The organism is Novosphingobium sp. 17-62-19 (assembly GCF_002256775.1).
In the GTDB taxonomy this organism is placed as follows: domain Bacteria; phylum Pseudomonadota; class Alphaproteobacteria; order Sphingomonadales; family Sphingomonadaceae; genus Novosphingobium.
In genome coordinates this window covers 1-15,120 of record NZ_NCII01000108.1, presented here as the reverse complement: position 1 = coordinate 15,120, position 15,120 = coordinate 1, and the positions used below count along the sequence as shown (strand labels likewise).

The 15,120-nt window shown below is 62.9% G+C and carries 18 protein-coding genes and 1 tRNA gene; 11 read left to right on the top strand and 8 right to left on the bottom strand.

Annotation, left to right across the window (positions count from 1 at the left end; all coding sequences use genetic code 11):
- The first annotated feature begins 58 nt into the window (after positions 1-58).
- Both ykgO and B7X90_RS16480 read left to right on the top strand, forming a co-directional pair.
- The gene (gene ykgO, locus B7X90_RS16485; RefSeq protein WP_011446910.1) at positions 59-184 is read left to right on the top strand and encodes a type B 50S ribosomal protein L36; all 126 of its coding nucleotides are present in this window, start codon (positions 59-61) and stop codon (positions 182-184) included.
- A 133-nt stretch (positions 185-317) separates the two neighbouring features.
- Positions 318-926, top strand: a complete 609-nt coding sequence (locus tag B7X90_RS16480; protein WP_292626250.1) for an HAD-IA family hydrolase — start codon at positions 318-320, stop codon at positions 924-926.
- A 33-nt stretch (positions 927-959) separates the two neighbouring features.
- Here the strand turns inward: B7X90_RS16480 and B7X90_RS16475 are convergent, their stop codons facing one another.
- The 4 genes from B7X90_RS16475 to pepN all read right to left on the bottom strand — a co-directional run bounded on the left by B7X90_RS16475 (position 960) and on the right by pepN (position 5,948).
- The gene (locus B7X90_RS16475; RefSeq protein ID WP_292626248.1) at positions 960-1,826 is read right to left on the bottom strand and encodes an OmpA family protein; all 867 of its coding nucleotides are present in this window, start codon (positions 1,824-1,826) and stop codon (positions 960-962) included.
- Positions 1,827-1,948: 122 nt separating this feature from the next.
- Positions 1,949-2,575, bottom strand: a complete 627-nt coding sequence (locus B7X90_RS16470; protein WP_292626246.1) for a glutathione S-transferase — start codon at positions 2,573-2,575, stop codon at positions 1,949-1,951.
- A 5-nt stretch (positions 2,576-2,580) separates the two neighbouring features.
- Positions 2,581-3,339: a peptidoglycan editing factor PgeF gene (pgeF, locus tag B7X90_RS16465; protein WP_292626243.1), complete on the bottom strand. Its 759-nt coding sequence runs from the start codon at positions 3,337-3,339 to the stop codon at positions 2,581-2,583.
- Entirely contained in the window at positions 3,339-5,948 is a 2,610-nt protein-coding gene (gene pepN, locus B7X90_RS16460; protein ID WP_292626242.1) for an aminopeptidase N, read from the bottom strand. Before pepN ends, pgeF begins: the two co-directional genes overlap by 1 nt.
- Positions 5,949-6,003: 55 nt before the next feature.
- On the opposite strand from pepN, the gene B7X90_RS16455 reads away from it, so the two are divergent.
- The gene (locus B7X90_RS16455) at positions 6,004-6,852 is read left to right on the top strand and encodes an SDR family NAD(P)-dependent oxidoreductase (RefSeq protein ID WP_292626240.1); all 849 of its coding nucleotides are present in this window, start codon (positions 6,004-6,006) and stop codon (positions 6,850-6,852) included.
- Here B7X90_RS16455 and B7X90_RS16450 read toward each other — a convergent pair.
- Both B7X90_RS16450 and B7X90_RS16445 read right to left on the bottom strand, forming a co-directional pair.
- Positions 6,762-7,685: an EamA family transporter gene (locus tag B7X90_RS16450; protein WP_292626237.1), complete on the bottom strand. Its 924-nt coding sequence runs from the start codon at positions 7,683-7,685 to the stop codon at positions 6,762-6,764. The two genes, B7X90_RS16455 and B7X90_RS16450, sit on opposite strands and share 91 nt — an antisense overlap.
- Positions 7,682-8,698, bottom strand: a complete 1,017-nt coding sequence (locus tag B7X90_RS16445; protein ID WP_292626236.1) for a beta-eliminating lyase-related protein — start codon at positions 8,696-8,698, stop codon at positions 7,682-7,684. The genes B7X90_RS16450 and B7X90_RS16445 overlap by 4 nt, the downstream gene beginning before the upstream one ends.
- 65 nt (positions 8,699-8,763) lie before the next feature.
- Between B7X90_RS16445 and B7X90_RS16440 the strand changes: the two genes are divergently transcribed.
- Positions 8,764-9,054 (top strand): GNAT family N-acetyltransferase, encoded by a 291-nt coding sequence (locus B7X90_RS16440; RefSeq protein ID WP_292626234.1) that lies wholly within the window; start codon positions 8,764-8,766, stop codon positions 9,052-9,054.
- Positions 9,055-9,066: 12 nt separating this feature from the next.
- Here B7X90_RS16440 and B7X90_RS16435 read toward each other — a convergent pair whose 3' ends face one another.
- Together B7X90_RS16435 and B7X90_RS16430 are read right to left on the bottom strand one after the other, a co-directional pair.
- Positions 9,067-10,044 carry a PAS domain-containing protein gene (locus B7X90_RS16435; protein ID WP_292626230.1) on the bottom strand — a complete coding sequence of 326 codons (978 nt, stop codon included), beginning with the start codon at positions 10,042-10,044 and terminating at the stop codon, positions 9,067-9,069.
- A gap of 85 nt (positions 10,045-10,129) precedes the next feature.
- Positions 10,130-10,204 (bottom strand) — tRNA-Thr (locus B7X90_RS16430).
- Positions 10,205-10,350: 146 nt separating this feature from the next.
- Here B7X90_RS16430 and B7X90_RS16425 point away from each other — a divergent pair.
- The 7 genes from B7X90_RS16425 to B7X90_RS16395 all read left to right on the top strand — a co-directional run.
- Entirely contained in the window at positions 10,351-10,509 is a 159-nt protein-coding gene (locus B7X90_RS16425) for a hypothetical protein (protein ID WP_292626229.1), read from the top strand.
- A 45-nt stretch (positions 10,510-10,554) separates the two neighbouring features.
- Entirely contained in the window at positions 10,555-11,241 is a 687-nt protein-coding gene (gene gpmA / locus B7X90_RS16420; RefSeq protein ID WP_292626226.1) for a 2,3-diphosphoglycerate-dependent phosphoglycerate mutase, read from the top strand.
- A gap of 30 nt (positions 11,242-11,271) precedes the next feature.
- Complete coding sequence (gene purE, locus B7X90_RS16415; protein ID WP_292626225.1) at positions 11,272-11,760, top strand: 5-(carboxyamino)imidazole ribonucleotide mutase; 489 nt, start codon at positions 11,272-11,274, stop codon at positions 11,758-11,760.
- The gene (locus B7X90_RS16410; RefSeq protein ID WP_292626224.1) at positions 11,757-12,815 is read left to right on the top strand and encodes a 5-(carboxyamino)imidazole ribonucleotide synthase; all 1,059 of its coding nucleotides are present in this window, start codon (positions 11,757-11,759) and stop codon (positions 12,813-12,815) included. The genes purE and B7X90_RS16410 overlap by 4 nt, the downstream gene beginning before the upstream one ends.
- On the top strand, positions 12,812-13,303 hold the full coding sequence (locus B7X90_RS16405) for a dihydrofolate reductase (RefSeq protein ID WP_292626222.1): 492 nt from the start codon (positions 12,812-12,814) through the stop codon (positions 13,301-13,303). The genes B7X90_RS16410 and B7X90_RS16405 overlap by 4 nt, the downstream gene beginning before the upstream one ends.
- A gap of 69 nt (positions 13,304-13,372) precedes the next feature.
- On the top strand, positions 13,373-14,296 hold the full coding sequence (locus B7X90_RS16400) for a bifunctional riboflavin kinase/FAD synthetase (RefSeq protein WP_292626219.1): 924 nt from the start codon (positions 13,373-13,375) through the stop codon (positions 14,294-14,296).
- Positions 14,297-14,491: 195 nt separating this feature from the next.
- Positions 14,492-15,120 (top strand): class I tRNA ligase family protein (locus B7X90_RS16395; protein WP_292626216.1); only part of this gene is annotated, 629 nt, incomplete at its 3' end.

Below are 15,120 nucleotides of genomic sequence, written 5' to 3'. Positions count from 1 at the left end.
TCTTTAACGGCCACGCTTCAGTTTTCAGCCCGGTCAGCTTCGGGCAAAGGGATTCGACATGAAGATTCGCAACAGCCTGAAGTCGCTCAAGGACCGCCATCGCGATAACCGCGTGATTCGTCGCCGTGGCCGTGTCTATGTGATCAACAAGACCCAGAAGCGCTTCAAGGCGCGTCAGGGCTGATCGAACAAGTTTCGGTGCAGTCTCGCGACGGCGGGGCTGCATCGGAAACCGGCAGGCCTTTTCATAAGGCGCGTTGCCCCCGCCGAAACGCGGGGGCGCTGTCGTTTGTGGGATCTGCGATTGTGGGGCGCGCATGACGGTTAAAGCGGTCGTCTGGGACATTGGCCGCGTTCTGGTCGAGTTCGATCTGGCGCGGATCTATCGCGAATCGATTCCCGATGCAGAAGAGCGTGCCCGCTTCGTTGCCGAAGTGGTGACCGAGGATTGGCATTGGCAGCACGATACGGGCGTGCCCTTTGCGCAGATGGTGGCAGAACGCTCGGCCGAATTTCCGCAACATGCAGAGCGAATCGCGCTCTATGCCAGCCAATGGCTCGATAGCCTGCCCGGCCCGGTGCCCGGCACGCATGAACTGATAAAGCGCCTCGCTGCGCGCGGCGTGCCGCAATACGCGATCACCAATTTCGGTGTCGATGCGTGGGAATTGTTCCGGCCAACTTTCCCGGTTCTCGATCACATGCGCGACATCGTGATTTCAGGCGTGGAGCGGCTGGTTAAGCCCGATGCGGCGATCTTTGACCTTGCCGCGCGACGGTTCGATCGCGCGCCGGAAACCATGCTGTTCATTGATGACAATGCCGCCAACATTGCCAGCGCAAAGGCGCTTGGGTGGCAGGTACATCATTTTGTGCGCGATCCAGAGACGCTGGAAGCACGGCTGATTGCGCTCGGCCTGCTGTAAATCGGGACGAGCCGCTGCTCGTCCCTTGCATCATCAGAAGCCGTCGATGGCCTTGCTGACCAACACGTTTACCGCAACGCGGCGGTTCTGTGCTTTGCCTTCCGGCGTATAGTTATCTGCTGCCGGATCGGATTCGGCCATGCCGGTGGGCGTCAGCATCCGGTACGGCTTCCAGCGGCACTGCTGTTGCAGGTAGTTGATCACGCTGGCGGCGCGCTTTTCGCTGAGAGTCTGATTGTATTCTTCTGGGCCATCTGAGTCGGTATAGCCCACGACCAGCAGCAGGGCATTGTCCATCGCTTCGGCGCTGGAAGCTGCCTGGCACAGTTCGGACCGGGCCTGCGGCGAAAGCTGGGCCTTGCCGGTGTCGAAATAGACGTTGGTGGTGGCCTTCACGTTGTAGTTGTCGATGTCGCCCATGCGGCTGCGCAAGCCTTCGGTGGCAGCCGTCTGTTCGGCAAAGCCCTGTGCGGTGCCATTGCGGATCATGTTGGCGGTCTTGAAATCGCCGTTCTTGAAAGTGATCTGCGTGGCCAGCAGATTGGTGCCCGATTGCATGGTCTTGACCGTCACCGGCAAGCCGTTGAGCAGGTTCGTCATGCCCAGCTTCTTGCTGCCGAACAGACCGGTGCTGGCTTTGACGGTGGTGGCATCGTTCAGGAAAATTACCGAACTGGTGCCGTCTTCGGCGGTGACCTTCATCTTGTCGCCCTTGCGGGCGGTAATGATCCCCTTGATTTCGGGGCCTTTGACCATCTCGGCCATCTCGGGAAGGGCCTCGCCCTCAACAATGATGTTCGGATCTTGCGATGCTTCCTGCGCCAACGCGCTGACGGAATGGGTAAGCGCCGCTGTGCTGAGCAGGAGTGCGAGCCCTGCGGTTCTGGAAATCGTGTTCACGGATGTTCTCCTGAGAAATTCGATTGCAGACCTGCTGCGACATATCTTTCTGTCAGGTGAATGTAGCAGGACGCCGGTTGGATTGTGCAGCCAAATTGCCCCCGTTTTGAGGCGAAGTGAGTTCAGGCTGGAAAGAGGACCGGCGGGTTTCCGGGCTTCCAAGGCGCGAACTTTGGCATCACCAAAGCGAAAAGCGGCGATCCCAAGTGCGCGGTGAGCCAGTGCTTGAGGTGCGGCAAAGCCTGTTCATCGAACCATGCGGGATCGACAGCGGCGAACTGACGGACGAAAGGCATGATCGCCATGTCGGTCAGTCCAGGCACGGCGTCGCAGAGCTGGCCGTTGGTGGCGAGGCGGGTGTCGAGCTCGCCGAGGAAAACTAGGCCAGACGCCCGATGGAACAGCGCATCGCTGCCGTGCCGTTCAGGGTATTTGTAGCGGTCCAAGTCATGCTTGAACGGACCATCGTTGCGGGCGATCAGCGCCTCGTCTGTGCGTTTCAGCCAGTGCTCGGGGTCGTTCAGGGCAAGTGCCCAGCGCATCACGTCGAGGCTTTCGTCGATCACCATTCCATCGGGCAGCACGAGGACGGGGACCGTGCCCTTGGGGGAGGCGACGAGCATTTCGGCAGGTTTGGCAGAAAGCTTCACCTCGCGTAGTTCCACTGGTGTGCCGCTCACCGCCAGCGCCAGCCGCGCGCGCATGGCGTAGGGGCAACGACGGAAGCTGTAGAGGATCGGTAGGTCCATCGCGCTCAGGCGGGAAGGCCGATCAGCGAGATCTGACGGCCATAGCCGGCCTCAGCGCGGTGGGTGGCTCGGCGGAAGGAATAGAAGCGGTCTTCCTGCGCGTAGGTGTCCTCGCCCAGCATCCCTACTTTGGTCAGGCCCGCGTCGCGCAGGCGCGAGGCGACGTAACCTTCGAGATCGAACCATGCGTGGCCTTCGCGGCCCGTGCGGAAGAAGCGTTCGTTTTCAGGGGCTTGCTCAAGAAAGCGGGCTTCGAATGCGGCGTCCACTTCGTAGCTTTTCTGGGCGATGCAGGGGCCGACGACGGCGGCGATGTTGGCGCGGGTTGCGCCTAACGCTTCCATCGCTGCAATGGTCGCATCGGTCACGCCGGTGTACGCGCCTTTCCAACCTGCGTGGGCGGCTCCAATCACGCTGGCCGCGGAGTCGTAGAACAGCACCGGGGCGCAGTCTGCGGTCAGCACGCCAAGGACGAGGCCGGGGCGTTTGGTCACCAGTGCATCGGCTTTGGGGCGGTCGACATCGGCCCATGGTTCGGTGACAGTCACCACATCGGCCGAATGGATCTGGTAGCAGGTCTGCATGGTCCCGCCGGGTAGCACCGCCTCCACCGCCCGGCGGCGGTTTTCAGCGGTGAGCGTAGGGTCGTCCTCGCTATAGCTGACATTGAGGCCCGCAAGTTCACCTGTGCTGACCCCGCCGCGACGACCGAGAAAGCCGTGCGCCGCGCCTGTCAGCAGGGGGTGAGTCAGCGTTTCGACCATTACGCTTCGAGGCTCTTGGTCACCTGCTCGCGCACATCGCGCGACAGTGACGGCGCAGCGGCAATGCGCTCCAGTTCCGCGCGCATCAGCGCCGCGCGGGCTTCGTCGACCTTCTTCCAGCGGCCCAAGGGCGGCACGAAACGCGCGGCGACATTGCCGTTGATCGGGTCCAGTTTCAGGATCAGGTCCGCGATCAGGCGGTAGCCTTCGCCGCCTTCGCGATGGAAGCCTTGCGCATTCGCCGCGTAGGCCATCCACAGCGCGCGCACGCGGTTGGGGTTGGTCATGGTGAAATCGGCATGCTGGCTGAGCGCCTTGACGTGTTCGGTTACCTTGGGATTGAGCGAACCTGCCTGCAACGAGAACCACTTGTCGATCACCAGCATGTTGCCTTCGAACCGCGCGTGGAAATCGGCCAGCGCGGATTCACGTTCGGGGCAATCGAGGCTGCACAGCACCATCAGCGCGCCCTGCCGGTCGGTCATGTTGGTGGCGGCATCATATTGCGCCTTGGCGCGGGCTGCGGCCTCGGCGGGATCGGTAGCGGCGAGATAGACCAGCGCTTGCGTCTTGCACTTGCGCGCGCCGCGTGCGGCTGCATCGAGGCTGTAGGGGACGGCGGAGCAACGGTCATGCAGGGAGAGCCACTTGGCCAAAAGCGTTTCGCCCAGCCAGCGCTTCAGCCCTTCGCGTTCGGCAAAGATGCGCGTGGGATCGGCGCAGGTGAGCTGTTCGGCAAGGTAGGCTTCTCCCGGCAGGATCAGCAGTTCGCCGCGCATCAGATCATCGAGCGCGGCATCATCAAGGATCGCGCCCATTGCTGCGCCGATAGCATCGCGTGAGGCTTCACGGTTCTCCAGCGTGCCAGCGACAGCGCCTACCAGATAGCGCACGATCAGCTGCTGCATGGCCTCATAACGGGCGAAGGGATCATCATCGTGCCGGGCGAGGAAGACCAGATCATCGGTGGTGACCGGGGCGACCACCTCGACCGGGGCGGAAAAGCCGCGGTTGATCGACAGAACGGGGAGCGCGTCGAAGCCTTCGAACGTAAAGGTCTGCTCGGCCTGCGTCAGAACCAGCAGTTCCTCGCCGCGATGCGTGCCGGTGGTGCGGTCGAACAGGGCGGTGCGCAGCGGGATCACCATCGGCTGCTTGATCGGCTGGCCGGGCGTGGGAGCCATGGTCTGCGACAGGGTGAGCGAGAGCGAGGTGCCCTCCAGCGCCATCGTGACAGTGACCTTGGGCGTGCCTGCCTGTTCGTACCAGCGGCGGAACTGCGCAAGGTCCAGCCCCGCACCATCCTCGATCGCACGCACGAAATCCTCGCACGTGGCCGCCTCGCCGTCATGCCGGTCGAAATAGAGCGTAGTGCCTTTGAGGAAGCGCTCCATGCCCGCCAGCACGGTCATCATGCGAATAACTTCGGCGCCCTTGTTATAGACCGTCGCGGTATAGAAGTTGCTGATTTCCTGATAGGAATCGGGACGGATCGGGTGGGCGAGCGGGCCGGAATCCTCGGGGAACTGCGCCGCGCGCAGGATGCGCACATCCTCGATCCGCTTGACCGGGGCGGAACTGCGATCCGCGCTGAACTGCTGGTCGCGCAGCACGGTGAAGCCTTCCTTGAGGCTCAGCTGGAACCAGTCGCGGCAGGTGACGCGGTTGCCCGACCAGTTGTGGAAGTATTCGTGCGCGACCACGCCTTCGATCGCGTCGTAATCGCCATCGGTGGCGGTTTCCGGGTCGGCAAGAATATAGCGCGTGTTGAAGACGTTGAGGCCCTTGTTCTCCATCGCGCCTGCGTTGAAATCGCTGACGGCCACGATGTTGAAATCATCGAGATCGTATTCGCGGCCATAGACCTGCTCGTCCCACTTCATCGAGGCGATGAGCGACCGCATGGCATGGTCTGTGCGGCTCTCGTCGCCGGGGCGGACGAGAATCGCAAGGTTCACCTTGCGGCCAGACATGGTGGTAAAGCTGTCACGGTTGGCCACCAGTTCGCCCGCCACCAGTGCGAACAGGTACGAAGGCTTGGGCCATGGATCGTGCCACTCGGCCCAATGCGTGCCATCCGGGTTATCGCCCGAAGCGGTGGGGTTCCCGTTGGACAGCAGCACCGGGAACTGCGCCTTGTCCCCGCTCATCCGCACCGAATAGACCGAGAGCACATCGGGCCGGTCGGGGAAGAAGGTGATGCGGCGGAAACCCTCGGCCTCGCACTGCGTGCAGAGCAGGCCGTTCGAGGCGTAGAGCCCGGAGAGCTGCGTGTTGGCAGCGGGATTGATCAGCGTTTCGATGCCGACATCGTGCGCATCGCCGGGAAGGGTGATGACGAGGTCGGTGCCGTCCATGTGCCAATCGTTGTGCACATGGCCATCGACCGTGACGGCCTTGGCCTCGATCGAATCGCCATTCAGGCGGAGCAGTGCCGTGCCCGACCCCGCCGGGTTCTTTGCAACCTTGAGCGTGGCCAGCACGCGCGTGGCATCGAGTGAAAGCGCAAAATCGAGCGCGATTTCCGGCACCAGCCATTCGGGCGGGCGATAATCCGCACGGTTGATGACAACAGGGGCGATGACGGGCGAGCCGGAGAGATCGTTCATGGCACTGACTTAGGAACTGGTGCGCAATGCGGCAATCGCGGTTATCGTGCATTCCATGGGAAATATGCTGATCTTCGGAATGGGGTATACGTCGCAAGTGCTGGCGCAGCGGTTGCGGGCGCTTGGCTGGACAGTGCGCGGCACGGGTAGTGCGGGGGACATTGCCTTTTCCGACCGCGCGGCAGTGGAAGCCGCGCTGTCCTCGGCCACGCACGTCCTGTCCTCGGTGCCGCCCGCGCGCGATGGCAGTGATCCGGTGCTGGAGGCCTATGGTGCCAACATCAAGGAAGAGTGGCTGGAGTGGATCGGGTACTTGTCCTCGACCGGCGTCTATGGCGATGCGCGCGGGGCGTGGGTTGACGAGACCGCGCCAATTGGCCGTGGGCGCCGATCTGCCCGCACGCAGGCGGACATGGTCTGGCACGCGATGTCGTCCAGAACGCGCGTGTTCCGCCTGCCTGGGATCTACGGGCCGGGGCGCAGCGCGCTGGACCGGGTGGCAGAAGGCAAGGCGCACCGGATCGCCATTCCCGATCAGGTGTTCAGCCGGGTGCACGTGGAGGATATTGCCAGCGGGGTGATTGCCGGGTTCGATGGGCCAGCCGGGGTCTACAACCTCGCCGATGACCTGCCCTGCAGCCAGAACGACGTGATCGACGAGGCCGCGCGGCTGCTGGGGGTTGCCCCGCCGCCGATGCAATCGCTGGAGGAAGCAAATCTGTCACCGATGGCGCTGGGCTTCTATGCCGAGAACCGCCGCGTGGCCAATGGCAAGGCCAAGCGGTTGCTGGGGTGGAAGCCCGCCTTCCCGACCTATCGCGAAGGGTTGCGCGCCTTGAGCGCCAGCACGAGGCCGAGCATGGCGAGCGCCGATCCGGCCATGGCCAGCGCCGACCAGCGGTAGCCCTCGAAGAGTGTCGACAGCAGCATGGCAATGACCGGCACCAGCACCCCGTTATAAGCACCGCGGCCTGCTCCAAGGCGCTGGATCAGCCGGAAATAGAGCGGGAAGGTGATCACCGAGCCGACAATGCTCAGGTAGAGCACGCCCAGCACATAGCTGGGACGCATGTCGAACTGCGGCGGGCCTTCGACGGCCCATGCAAAAGCGCCGTCGATCATCGCGCCTATCAGCATCGCCCATGCCAGCATCGGGATCATCGGCACGCTGCGCGAGACCTTGGTGGCTTGCAGAACGTTGGCACACGATGCGCTGAACAGGCCAGCGGCGGTGAGTGCGATGCCGGTGAGCACCTGGCCTTCGGGCGGGGCCATGCGGTATTCGTGCAGCAGCAATAGCGCGATGCCTGCGCCCGCAACGGCCGATCCGCCGATGAAGCCCCGCGTGACCGGCTGTTTCAACACGATCCATGCGAGCAGGGCATTGGGCACCACCAACAGCGCAAAAAACACTGCGACGATGCCCGACGTCAGATGCGTTTCAGCGCGATAGACGAACTGAAAGTTCATCACGAACTGCAACAGGCCAAGCAATGCGGCCACTTTCAAACCGGTGGCCGAGATGCGCAACGATTCGCGCCTGAACAGCGCCAGCCCGCCCATGCCAATTGCGGCAACGATGAATCGCCAGGTGACCGACCAACTGGGCGGAACGCTGCCGATCTGGTCCTTGATGACCAACCACGTTGAACCCCAGATCAGTGCGACCAACAGGAATGGCCCCGCGACGCTCAATTGCCAGAACCGGGCCTGACCCGGGAGTTCGGGTTCGGTCACAGCGCGGCAATCGCGCTGGCGAGCGCGGCAACGTGCGCAGGATCGCTGTTCCAGGCGGTGACGAGCCGCGCTGCGCCGGGCGCGCCTGCGGGGGCAGCCCAATCGTAAAAGTCGAAGCCTTGCGCGCGAAGCGTGGATTGTTCAGCCGGGGAAAGGATCATGAACAGTTCGTTGGCCTCAACCGGGTGGAAGAGGCGGTCACTGCATATCCCGGCGATTTCCTGTGCGGCGGCATTGGCTGCGCGGGCATTGTCCAGCCACAGATCGCCTTCGATCATCGCCAGCACTTGCGCGGCCAGATAGCGGCCCTTGGATTGCAGATGCCCGGCGCGCTTGCGGCGATAGCGGACCACGTCGGCCAGTTCCATGTCGAAGAACACCAGCGCCTCGGCGTTCATTCCGCCATTCTTTACGCAGCCGAAGGTCAGCACATCGACGCCCGCTTGCGCGGTCACTTCGGCTGGATGGCACCCAAGATGGGCCACGGCATTGGCAAAGCGCGCGCCGTCCATGTGGAGGCCCAGCCCGCGCCCCTGCGCCAGCGAGCCGATGCGGGCCACTTCATCGGGCGTATAGGCGCGACCGTACTCGGTGGCCTGTGTGATCGAAATGGCGTGGGGCTGGACCTGATGCACGTCGTTGCGGATCGGCTCGATAACGCGCTCGATGGCCTGCGGCGTCAGCTTCGCGCCTTCGCCATCGGCCAGCATGAGCTTAGCGCCGTGGGTATAGAAGCCGGGCGCGCCGCCCTCGTCCATCTCGATATGCGCCTCGCGGTGGCACACAACGCCGCCGTGGGGCGGGACCATTGCGGCCAGCGCAAGGCAATTGGCAGCCGTGCCGGTGGCAACCCACAGCGCGGCGCATTCAGTGCCGAACAGATCGGAAAAGGCATCGTCCATGCGGCGGGACAATGCATCGCCGTCATAGCCCGAATCGGGCGCATCGGCGGCATGCATCGCTTCCCAGACGCGGGGGTGGACAGCGGCGGCGTTGTCAGAGAAAAATTTCATCGGAAACCGCCATGTGATGCTGCGCGTTTCCGGTCAAGCAGTCACAAAAGCCCGAGGAACAAAGCATGTCGGATATCACCATCACCCATCTCGATCAGGGAGCGCGAGGCGAATATCACGCGAAAGTGGACGGCAGCGACGCGATCGGGCGGCTGACCTATCAGCGTAAGGGCGACGTGGTGGTGGCCGACCACACGTTGGTGCCGACCGAAATCGGCGGGCGCGGCGTGGCGGGTGAACTGGTCAAGGCGCTGATTGCCGATGCCCGCATGTATGGATTCAAAATCGTTCCGCAGTGCAGCTATATTGACGCGGCGTTCAAGCGGCATCCGGATTGGGCAGATCTGCGGGCCTGACTGCTTCCGGCATCAGTTCTGCTGGAATGGTAGCGTCAGCGTGGCGACCAGCCCGCTTTCGCCCCATGTAATGCCGAACCGGCCCCCGCGAGCCTTGCAGATGCGTTCAATCAGCGAAAGGCCCTGTCCGCCCTCGCGCGAGGTTGTGGTGATCGCGCGGCGCGATGTTTCGCGCCATTCGATAAGAAGTTGCCCGTTGCCAAGATCGGGATGTGGGGCTGCCTTCAAGGCAATCGAGCCGCCATGACCGATAGCGCCGTGTTTCGTTGAATTGACGGCAAGTTCGCCCACCACCAACGAAATGGCATCGGCGATGCCCCGCGAAATGTCCTGATCCTTTGCGCAATCCAGTTTGACGATTGGACCGTCGACATCGCGAAAGGGCGACATCACCGTAGCCAGCAGCTCTCCCAGGTCGGCCTTTTCGCTTCCGCCGTCGAACAGGGTCTGCGCCGTGGCAAGTGCTGAAATGCGTGAGACCATCTCCGTGGCAAAAGCAGAGTTGTGCTCGTCCGCGCGCGAGAGCGAGCGGAGCATGGCGCAGACCATCGCAAAGCTGTTCTTCAGCCGGTGGCGCATTTCTGCCAGCAAGACTCTCAACGCCTCGCGATCAGCGTGCATTTGGCTGACATCGCGTGAGATGGAGATGTAGCCAGCGGGGGCACCATCGGGTGCCTTCACGGCCGAAATGCTGACTTCCCACCAGCGCGGCGATCCCTTTGCGGTCGGGCAAAACGCTTCAAGACGCGCAACGCGCCCCGCTGCGGCATCGGACAGGGCAGAGCGAATCTGCGCGCGCGATTCGTCGGGCCAGAAGTTGGCCCATTCCGTTCCATTCAGCAGTTCTGGCTCATCAATTTCCATTGCGCACAAACCATTGGGATTCATCCACAATAGCTCGCCCGATGGGCTGATCAGCTTTACGCAATCGGTGCTTTGTTCAAGCACACGTGAAAGGCTTTCTGGAGAGAGTTCAGCTCTGGACAGCATGGCCCGATATTAGGTGCTTACAGCGGGGCTTGAAAGCGCGATCCGGTAAGTCATTGCGCATTACACCAGACCTTGAGAGGGGAAATGGTGCTGCTGGGGAGGATTGAACTCCCGACCTCAGCCTTACCAAGGATGCGCTCTACCACTGAGCTACAGCAGCACACCATTTCCGCTTGGCTGCCCAATTGCACTGGCGAACCAGCGGGGTGGGCAGGGGCGCGCTAATGACGGGGGCATGGGGCTTTGTCAAGCAACTGTTCTGGCGGGCCTTGCAGTAAACGCGCTATCGCTGCAATCAGGTCTGCGATGACCGATACCAAGCCCCCTACTTCCCGCGAAGACCGTCTTGCTGCGCGCCTGCGTGAGAACCTGAAGCGCAGGAAGGCACAGGCGCGCGCGATGGGAGTGCAAGAGGAGGAAACGCCCGAATCGCGGACAAGCGGGCTTTCCAATCCGGTCCCCTGACGCTAGGGGCGCGTTTCCCAGTTTCATCAGTCACAGGATGCCCCGATGCCCCGCCTGATCCTGATTCGCCACGGCCAGTCGCAGTGGAATCTCGAAAACCGCTTCACCGGCTGGTGGGATGTGGACGTGACCGAAAAGGGTGCTGCCGAAGCATTCGCCGCTGGCCAGCTGTTGAAGGACAAGGGCGTGCTGCCAACGCTCGCCTTCACCTCGCTGCAGACCCGCGCGATCAAGACGCTGCATCTGGCGCTTGAGGCGATGGGCCGCCTGTGGGTTGCCGAAGACAAGGACTGGCGCCTGAACGAGCGGCACTATGGCGGGCTGACCGGCCTCGACAAGGCCGAGACGGCGGCAAAGCACGGTGAGGATCAGGTGAAAGTCTGGCGCCGCAGCTTCGATGTGCCGCCGCCGGTGCTCGAAGCTGGCAGCGAATTCGATCTGGCTTCCGATCCACGGTATGCCGGGATCGCAGTTCCTTCGACCGAAAGCCTCAAGGACACCATCGCGCGCGTCCTGCCATGCTGGGAAGAGAAGATCGCGCCTGCGCTGCGGGCCGGGGAAACGGTGATCGTTTCGGCCCACGGCAACAGCTTGCGTGCGCTGGTAAAGCACCTTTCGGGCATTTCGGACGAGGATATTACCGGCCTCGAAATCCCCACCGGCCAGCCGATCATCTATGAACTCGACGATAATCTCGCCGAAGTGGAACGCTATTACCTCTCGGAGCGCTAAGCGCCCGATAGCCTGAAGGGGGCAGGGGAGATGTCTGACAAGCCGTTGGTCGCCATTGTCATGGGCAGCCAGTCCGATTGGGAGACGATGAAGAACGCCTCCGCGGTGCTGGAAAAGCTGGGCGTAGCCCACGAATGCCGCATCGTTTCGGCCCATCGTACGCCCGACCGGCTGGTGAGCTTTGCCAAGGGCGCACATCTTGAGGGCTTCAAGGTGGTGATCGCGGGTGCAGGCGGCGCGGCGCATCTGCCGGGCATGGTCGCTTCGATGACGCACCTGCCGGTGCTGGGCGTGCCGGTAGAATCCAAGGCGCTGAAAGGCATGGATTCGCTGCTTTCCATTGTGCAGATGCCCGGTGGTATTCCGGTTGCGACGCTGGCCATCGGCGTTCCCGGCGCGACCAATGCGGGCATTCTAGCCGCATCGATCCTTGCGACCACGGACGAGGCACTGGCCGAACGGCTGATCGCCTTCCGCACCGCGCAGACCGAATCGGTGGCGGAGATGCCGGTCGGATGATTCCTCCCGGAGAGACCATCGGCATTCTGGGCGGCGGCCAACTGGGCCGGATGATCGCGCTGGCTGCGGCCAATCTGGGCTATCGCTGCCACGTCTATGCGCCCGAGGCTGATCCGATTGCCGCCGATGTCTGTGCTGCTTTCACCCAGGGCACGTTTGATGATGAGGCCGCGCTGAGCGCCTTTGCTGAACAGTGCGCCGTGGTGACCTACGAGTTCGAGAATGTCGCCGCAGGGCCGCTTGGCGCGATTGCCCCTCACGCCCGCCTGCACCCGCCAGCCCGCGCGCTCGAAGTGGCGCAGGACCGGGTGAACGAGAAGTCCTTCGTCGAAGCGCTGGGCGGCAGGCCCGCGCCGTGGGCGCAGGTTGATTCGATGGACGATCTGCGCGCTGCCGTTGCGAAGATCGGCACACCCGGCATCCTCAAGACGCGGCGCGATGGCTATGACGGCAAGGGCCAATGGCGCATCATGCAGCCCGCTGATGCCGATGCGATTGATCTGCCGCATGTGCCGCTGATCTACGAAGGCTTCGTGACCTTTGAGGCGGAGTTCTCGGTCATTTTGGTGCGCACAAGTGCCGGTGAGGTGCGTTTCTGGGACTCTGCCGAAAACGCCCACAAGAACGGTATTCTGGATCGCTCATGCGTGCCCGCTGCGCCAGTTATTCTGGCACAGGTCGAAGAAGCCCGCGCGCTCGCTGCCAAAGTGGCCGATGCGCTCGACTATGTCGGCGTGCTGACGCTGGAGATTTTCGCCACGGCAGATGGCCCCGTATTCAACGAAATGGCCCCGCGCGTCCACAACTCCGGCCACTGGAGCATCGAGGGCGCACTCACCAGCCAGTTCGAGAACCACGTCCGCGCGATCTGCGGACTGCCGCTCGGCTCCACCCAACTCGCCGCCAAAGGCGTGGTTATGGACAACCTGATCGGCGACGATGCCCACGATTGGCCTGCGATCCTGTCCGACCCGGCCAACCACCTGCACTTGTACGGCAAGGCGGCGGTGCGGCCCGGACGCAAGATGGGCCATGTGACGCGGCTTGTGCTGTGAGCGAGGCTCGCAAAGGTCTGTTTCTTATCTACGCCCGCGCCAGCAATGGCGTGATCGGCAAGGATAACGCCTTGCCGTGGCGGCTCCCGGCAGACCTGAAGCGGTTCAAGGCGCTTACCATGAACAAGCCGATGATCATGGGCCGCAAGACCTTTGAAAGCCTGCCCGGCCTGCTCCCTGGCCGCCGCCACATCGTGCTGACGCGCGATGCCGGGTGGAGCGCCGATGGAGCGGAGGTTGTCACATCGGTCGAAGCCGCGCTTGCTTTGGCGGGCATGGGAGAGGTTGCCGTAGTCGGCGGCGCGGAAGTCTACCGCCTGTTCATGCCTCTGGCAGAACGGGTGGAATTGACCGAAGTTCATGGCGATTTTGACGGCGATACCGTGATGCCGCCGCTCGGCCCGGAATGGCACGAGACGACGCGCGAGGAGCATCCAGCCGACGGTGCGCGCCCGGCCCATACGTTTGTCACGCTGCACCGGGCTTGACGCCGTGCCCGCCCGCACCGAAATACGCCTTGTGATGGGAGCGCATGCATACCGGACGGGTGAAGCCCGGTGATCCGCCTGAGCAGTCTTGAACCCGTGCCTGAAGCCATGCGCGGTGGCATTGTGGCGCTGGGCAATTTCGATGGCTTCCATCTGGGCCATCAGGCCGTGGTGGGTGAAGCGATCCGCTGGGCGCGGGCCGAAGGCCGCCCGGCTATCATCGCCACGTTCGATCCGCATCCGGTGCGCCACTTCAAACCCGATGCCGCGCCGTTCCGGCTGACCACGCTCGATCAGCGGCAGGAGCTTTTCGCCGGGGCAGGGGCGGATGCGATGCTGGTGATTCACTTCGGCGCGGATGTGGCTGGCATGACTGCGCTCGAATGGATCGAGGCCGGGCTGGTAGGCCACCTAGGCGCTGTCGGCGTGGTGACGGGTGAAGACTTCACCTTCGGCAAGGGCCGCAGTGGCAATGCCGATGTGCTGCGCGAAGATGGCCCCCGCTTCGGCCTGACGGCGCGCGCCGTGGGGCCGGTGACTCTGGAAGGCGAAGTCGTCTCGTCCAGCCGCATCCGCGATGCTTTGATATCCGGCGATTGCGAAACCGCCACACGCCTGCTGACCCGCCCCTTCGCCATGCGCGGAACGGTGCAGCATGGCGACAAGGTGGGCCGCACGATCAACTTCCCCACCGCCAACCTCGACATCGGCATGTACCTGCGCCCGCGCTATGGCATCTATGCGGTAACGGGGCGGCTGGCAGATGGGCGCGTTTTGAAGGGCGCTGCGAATCTGGGTATTCGGCCAACCTTCGATCCGCCCAAGGAATTGCTTGAACCGCATTTCTTCGACTTTTCGGGCGATCTCTACGGGCAGGAAATCGAGGTGGCATTTCACCACTTCCTGCGGCCCGAGGCGAAGTTTGACGGACTGGATGCGCTGGTGGCGCAGATGGCGCTGGATTGCGATGAGGCGAGGCGGTTGCTGGGTTGATCGCCCACTGACCAACTCGCATTCTCAGTTTCGTCATGCTGAACTTGGTTCAGCATCCATTTTGCCAATCACACTGTCACTCTGAACGACAAATGGACCCTGAAACTAGTTCAGGGTGACGGTTCTGCAGCGGGGTGGGCATTCCTCCGCCAGAGACTTCCCCAACGCACGCATTTGCTCTAGTGCCCGCCGGTCATGACCGAGCAACGCGACTACCGCCCGACCGTCTTCCTGCCGAAGACCGATTTCCCGATGAAGGCTGGCCTGCCCCAGAAGGAGCCGGTGATCCTGCAACGCTGGCAGGATGAAGGGATTTATCAGAAGGTCCGCGAGAGCCGCAAAGGCCGTGAGAAGTTCATCCTGCATGACGGCCCGCCCTATGCCAATGGCGATATGCACATCGGCCATGCGCTGAACCATATCCTGAAAGACATGGTCTGCCGCACCCAGACGCTGCTGGGCAAGGACGCGCCCTATGTGCCCGGCTGGGACTGCCACGGCCTGCCCATCGAATGGAAGGTCGAGGAAGAATACCGCAAGAAAAAGAAGAACAAGGACGAGGTTCCGCCGAAGGAATTCCGCGCCGAATGCCGCGCCTATGCCCAGAAGTGGGTCGACGTGCAGCGCGAGCAGCTGAAGCGCCTTGGCATCAATGGCGATTGGGACAACCCCTACCTGACGATGGATTCGCAGGCTGAGGGCACCATCGTGCGCGAACTGCTGAAGTTTGCGGAAAGCGGCCAGCTCTATCGCGGGGCCAAGCCGGTGATGTGGTCGCCGGTCGAAAAGACCGCGCTGGCCGAGGCTGAGGTTGAATACGAGGA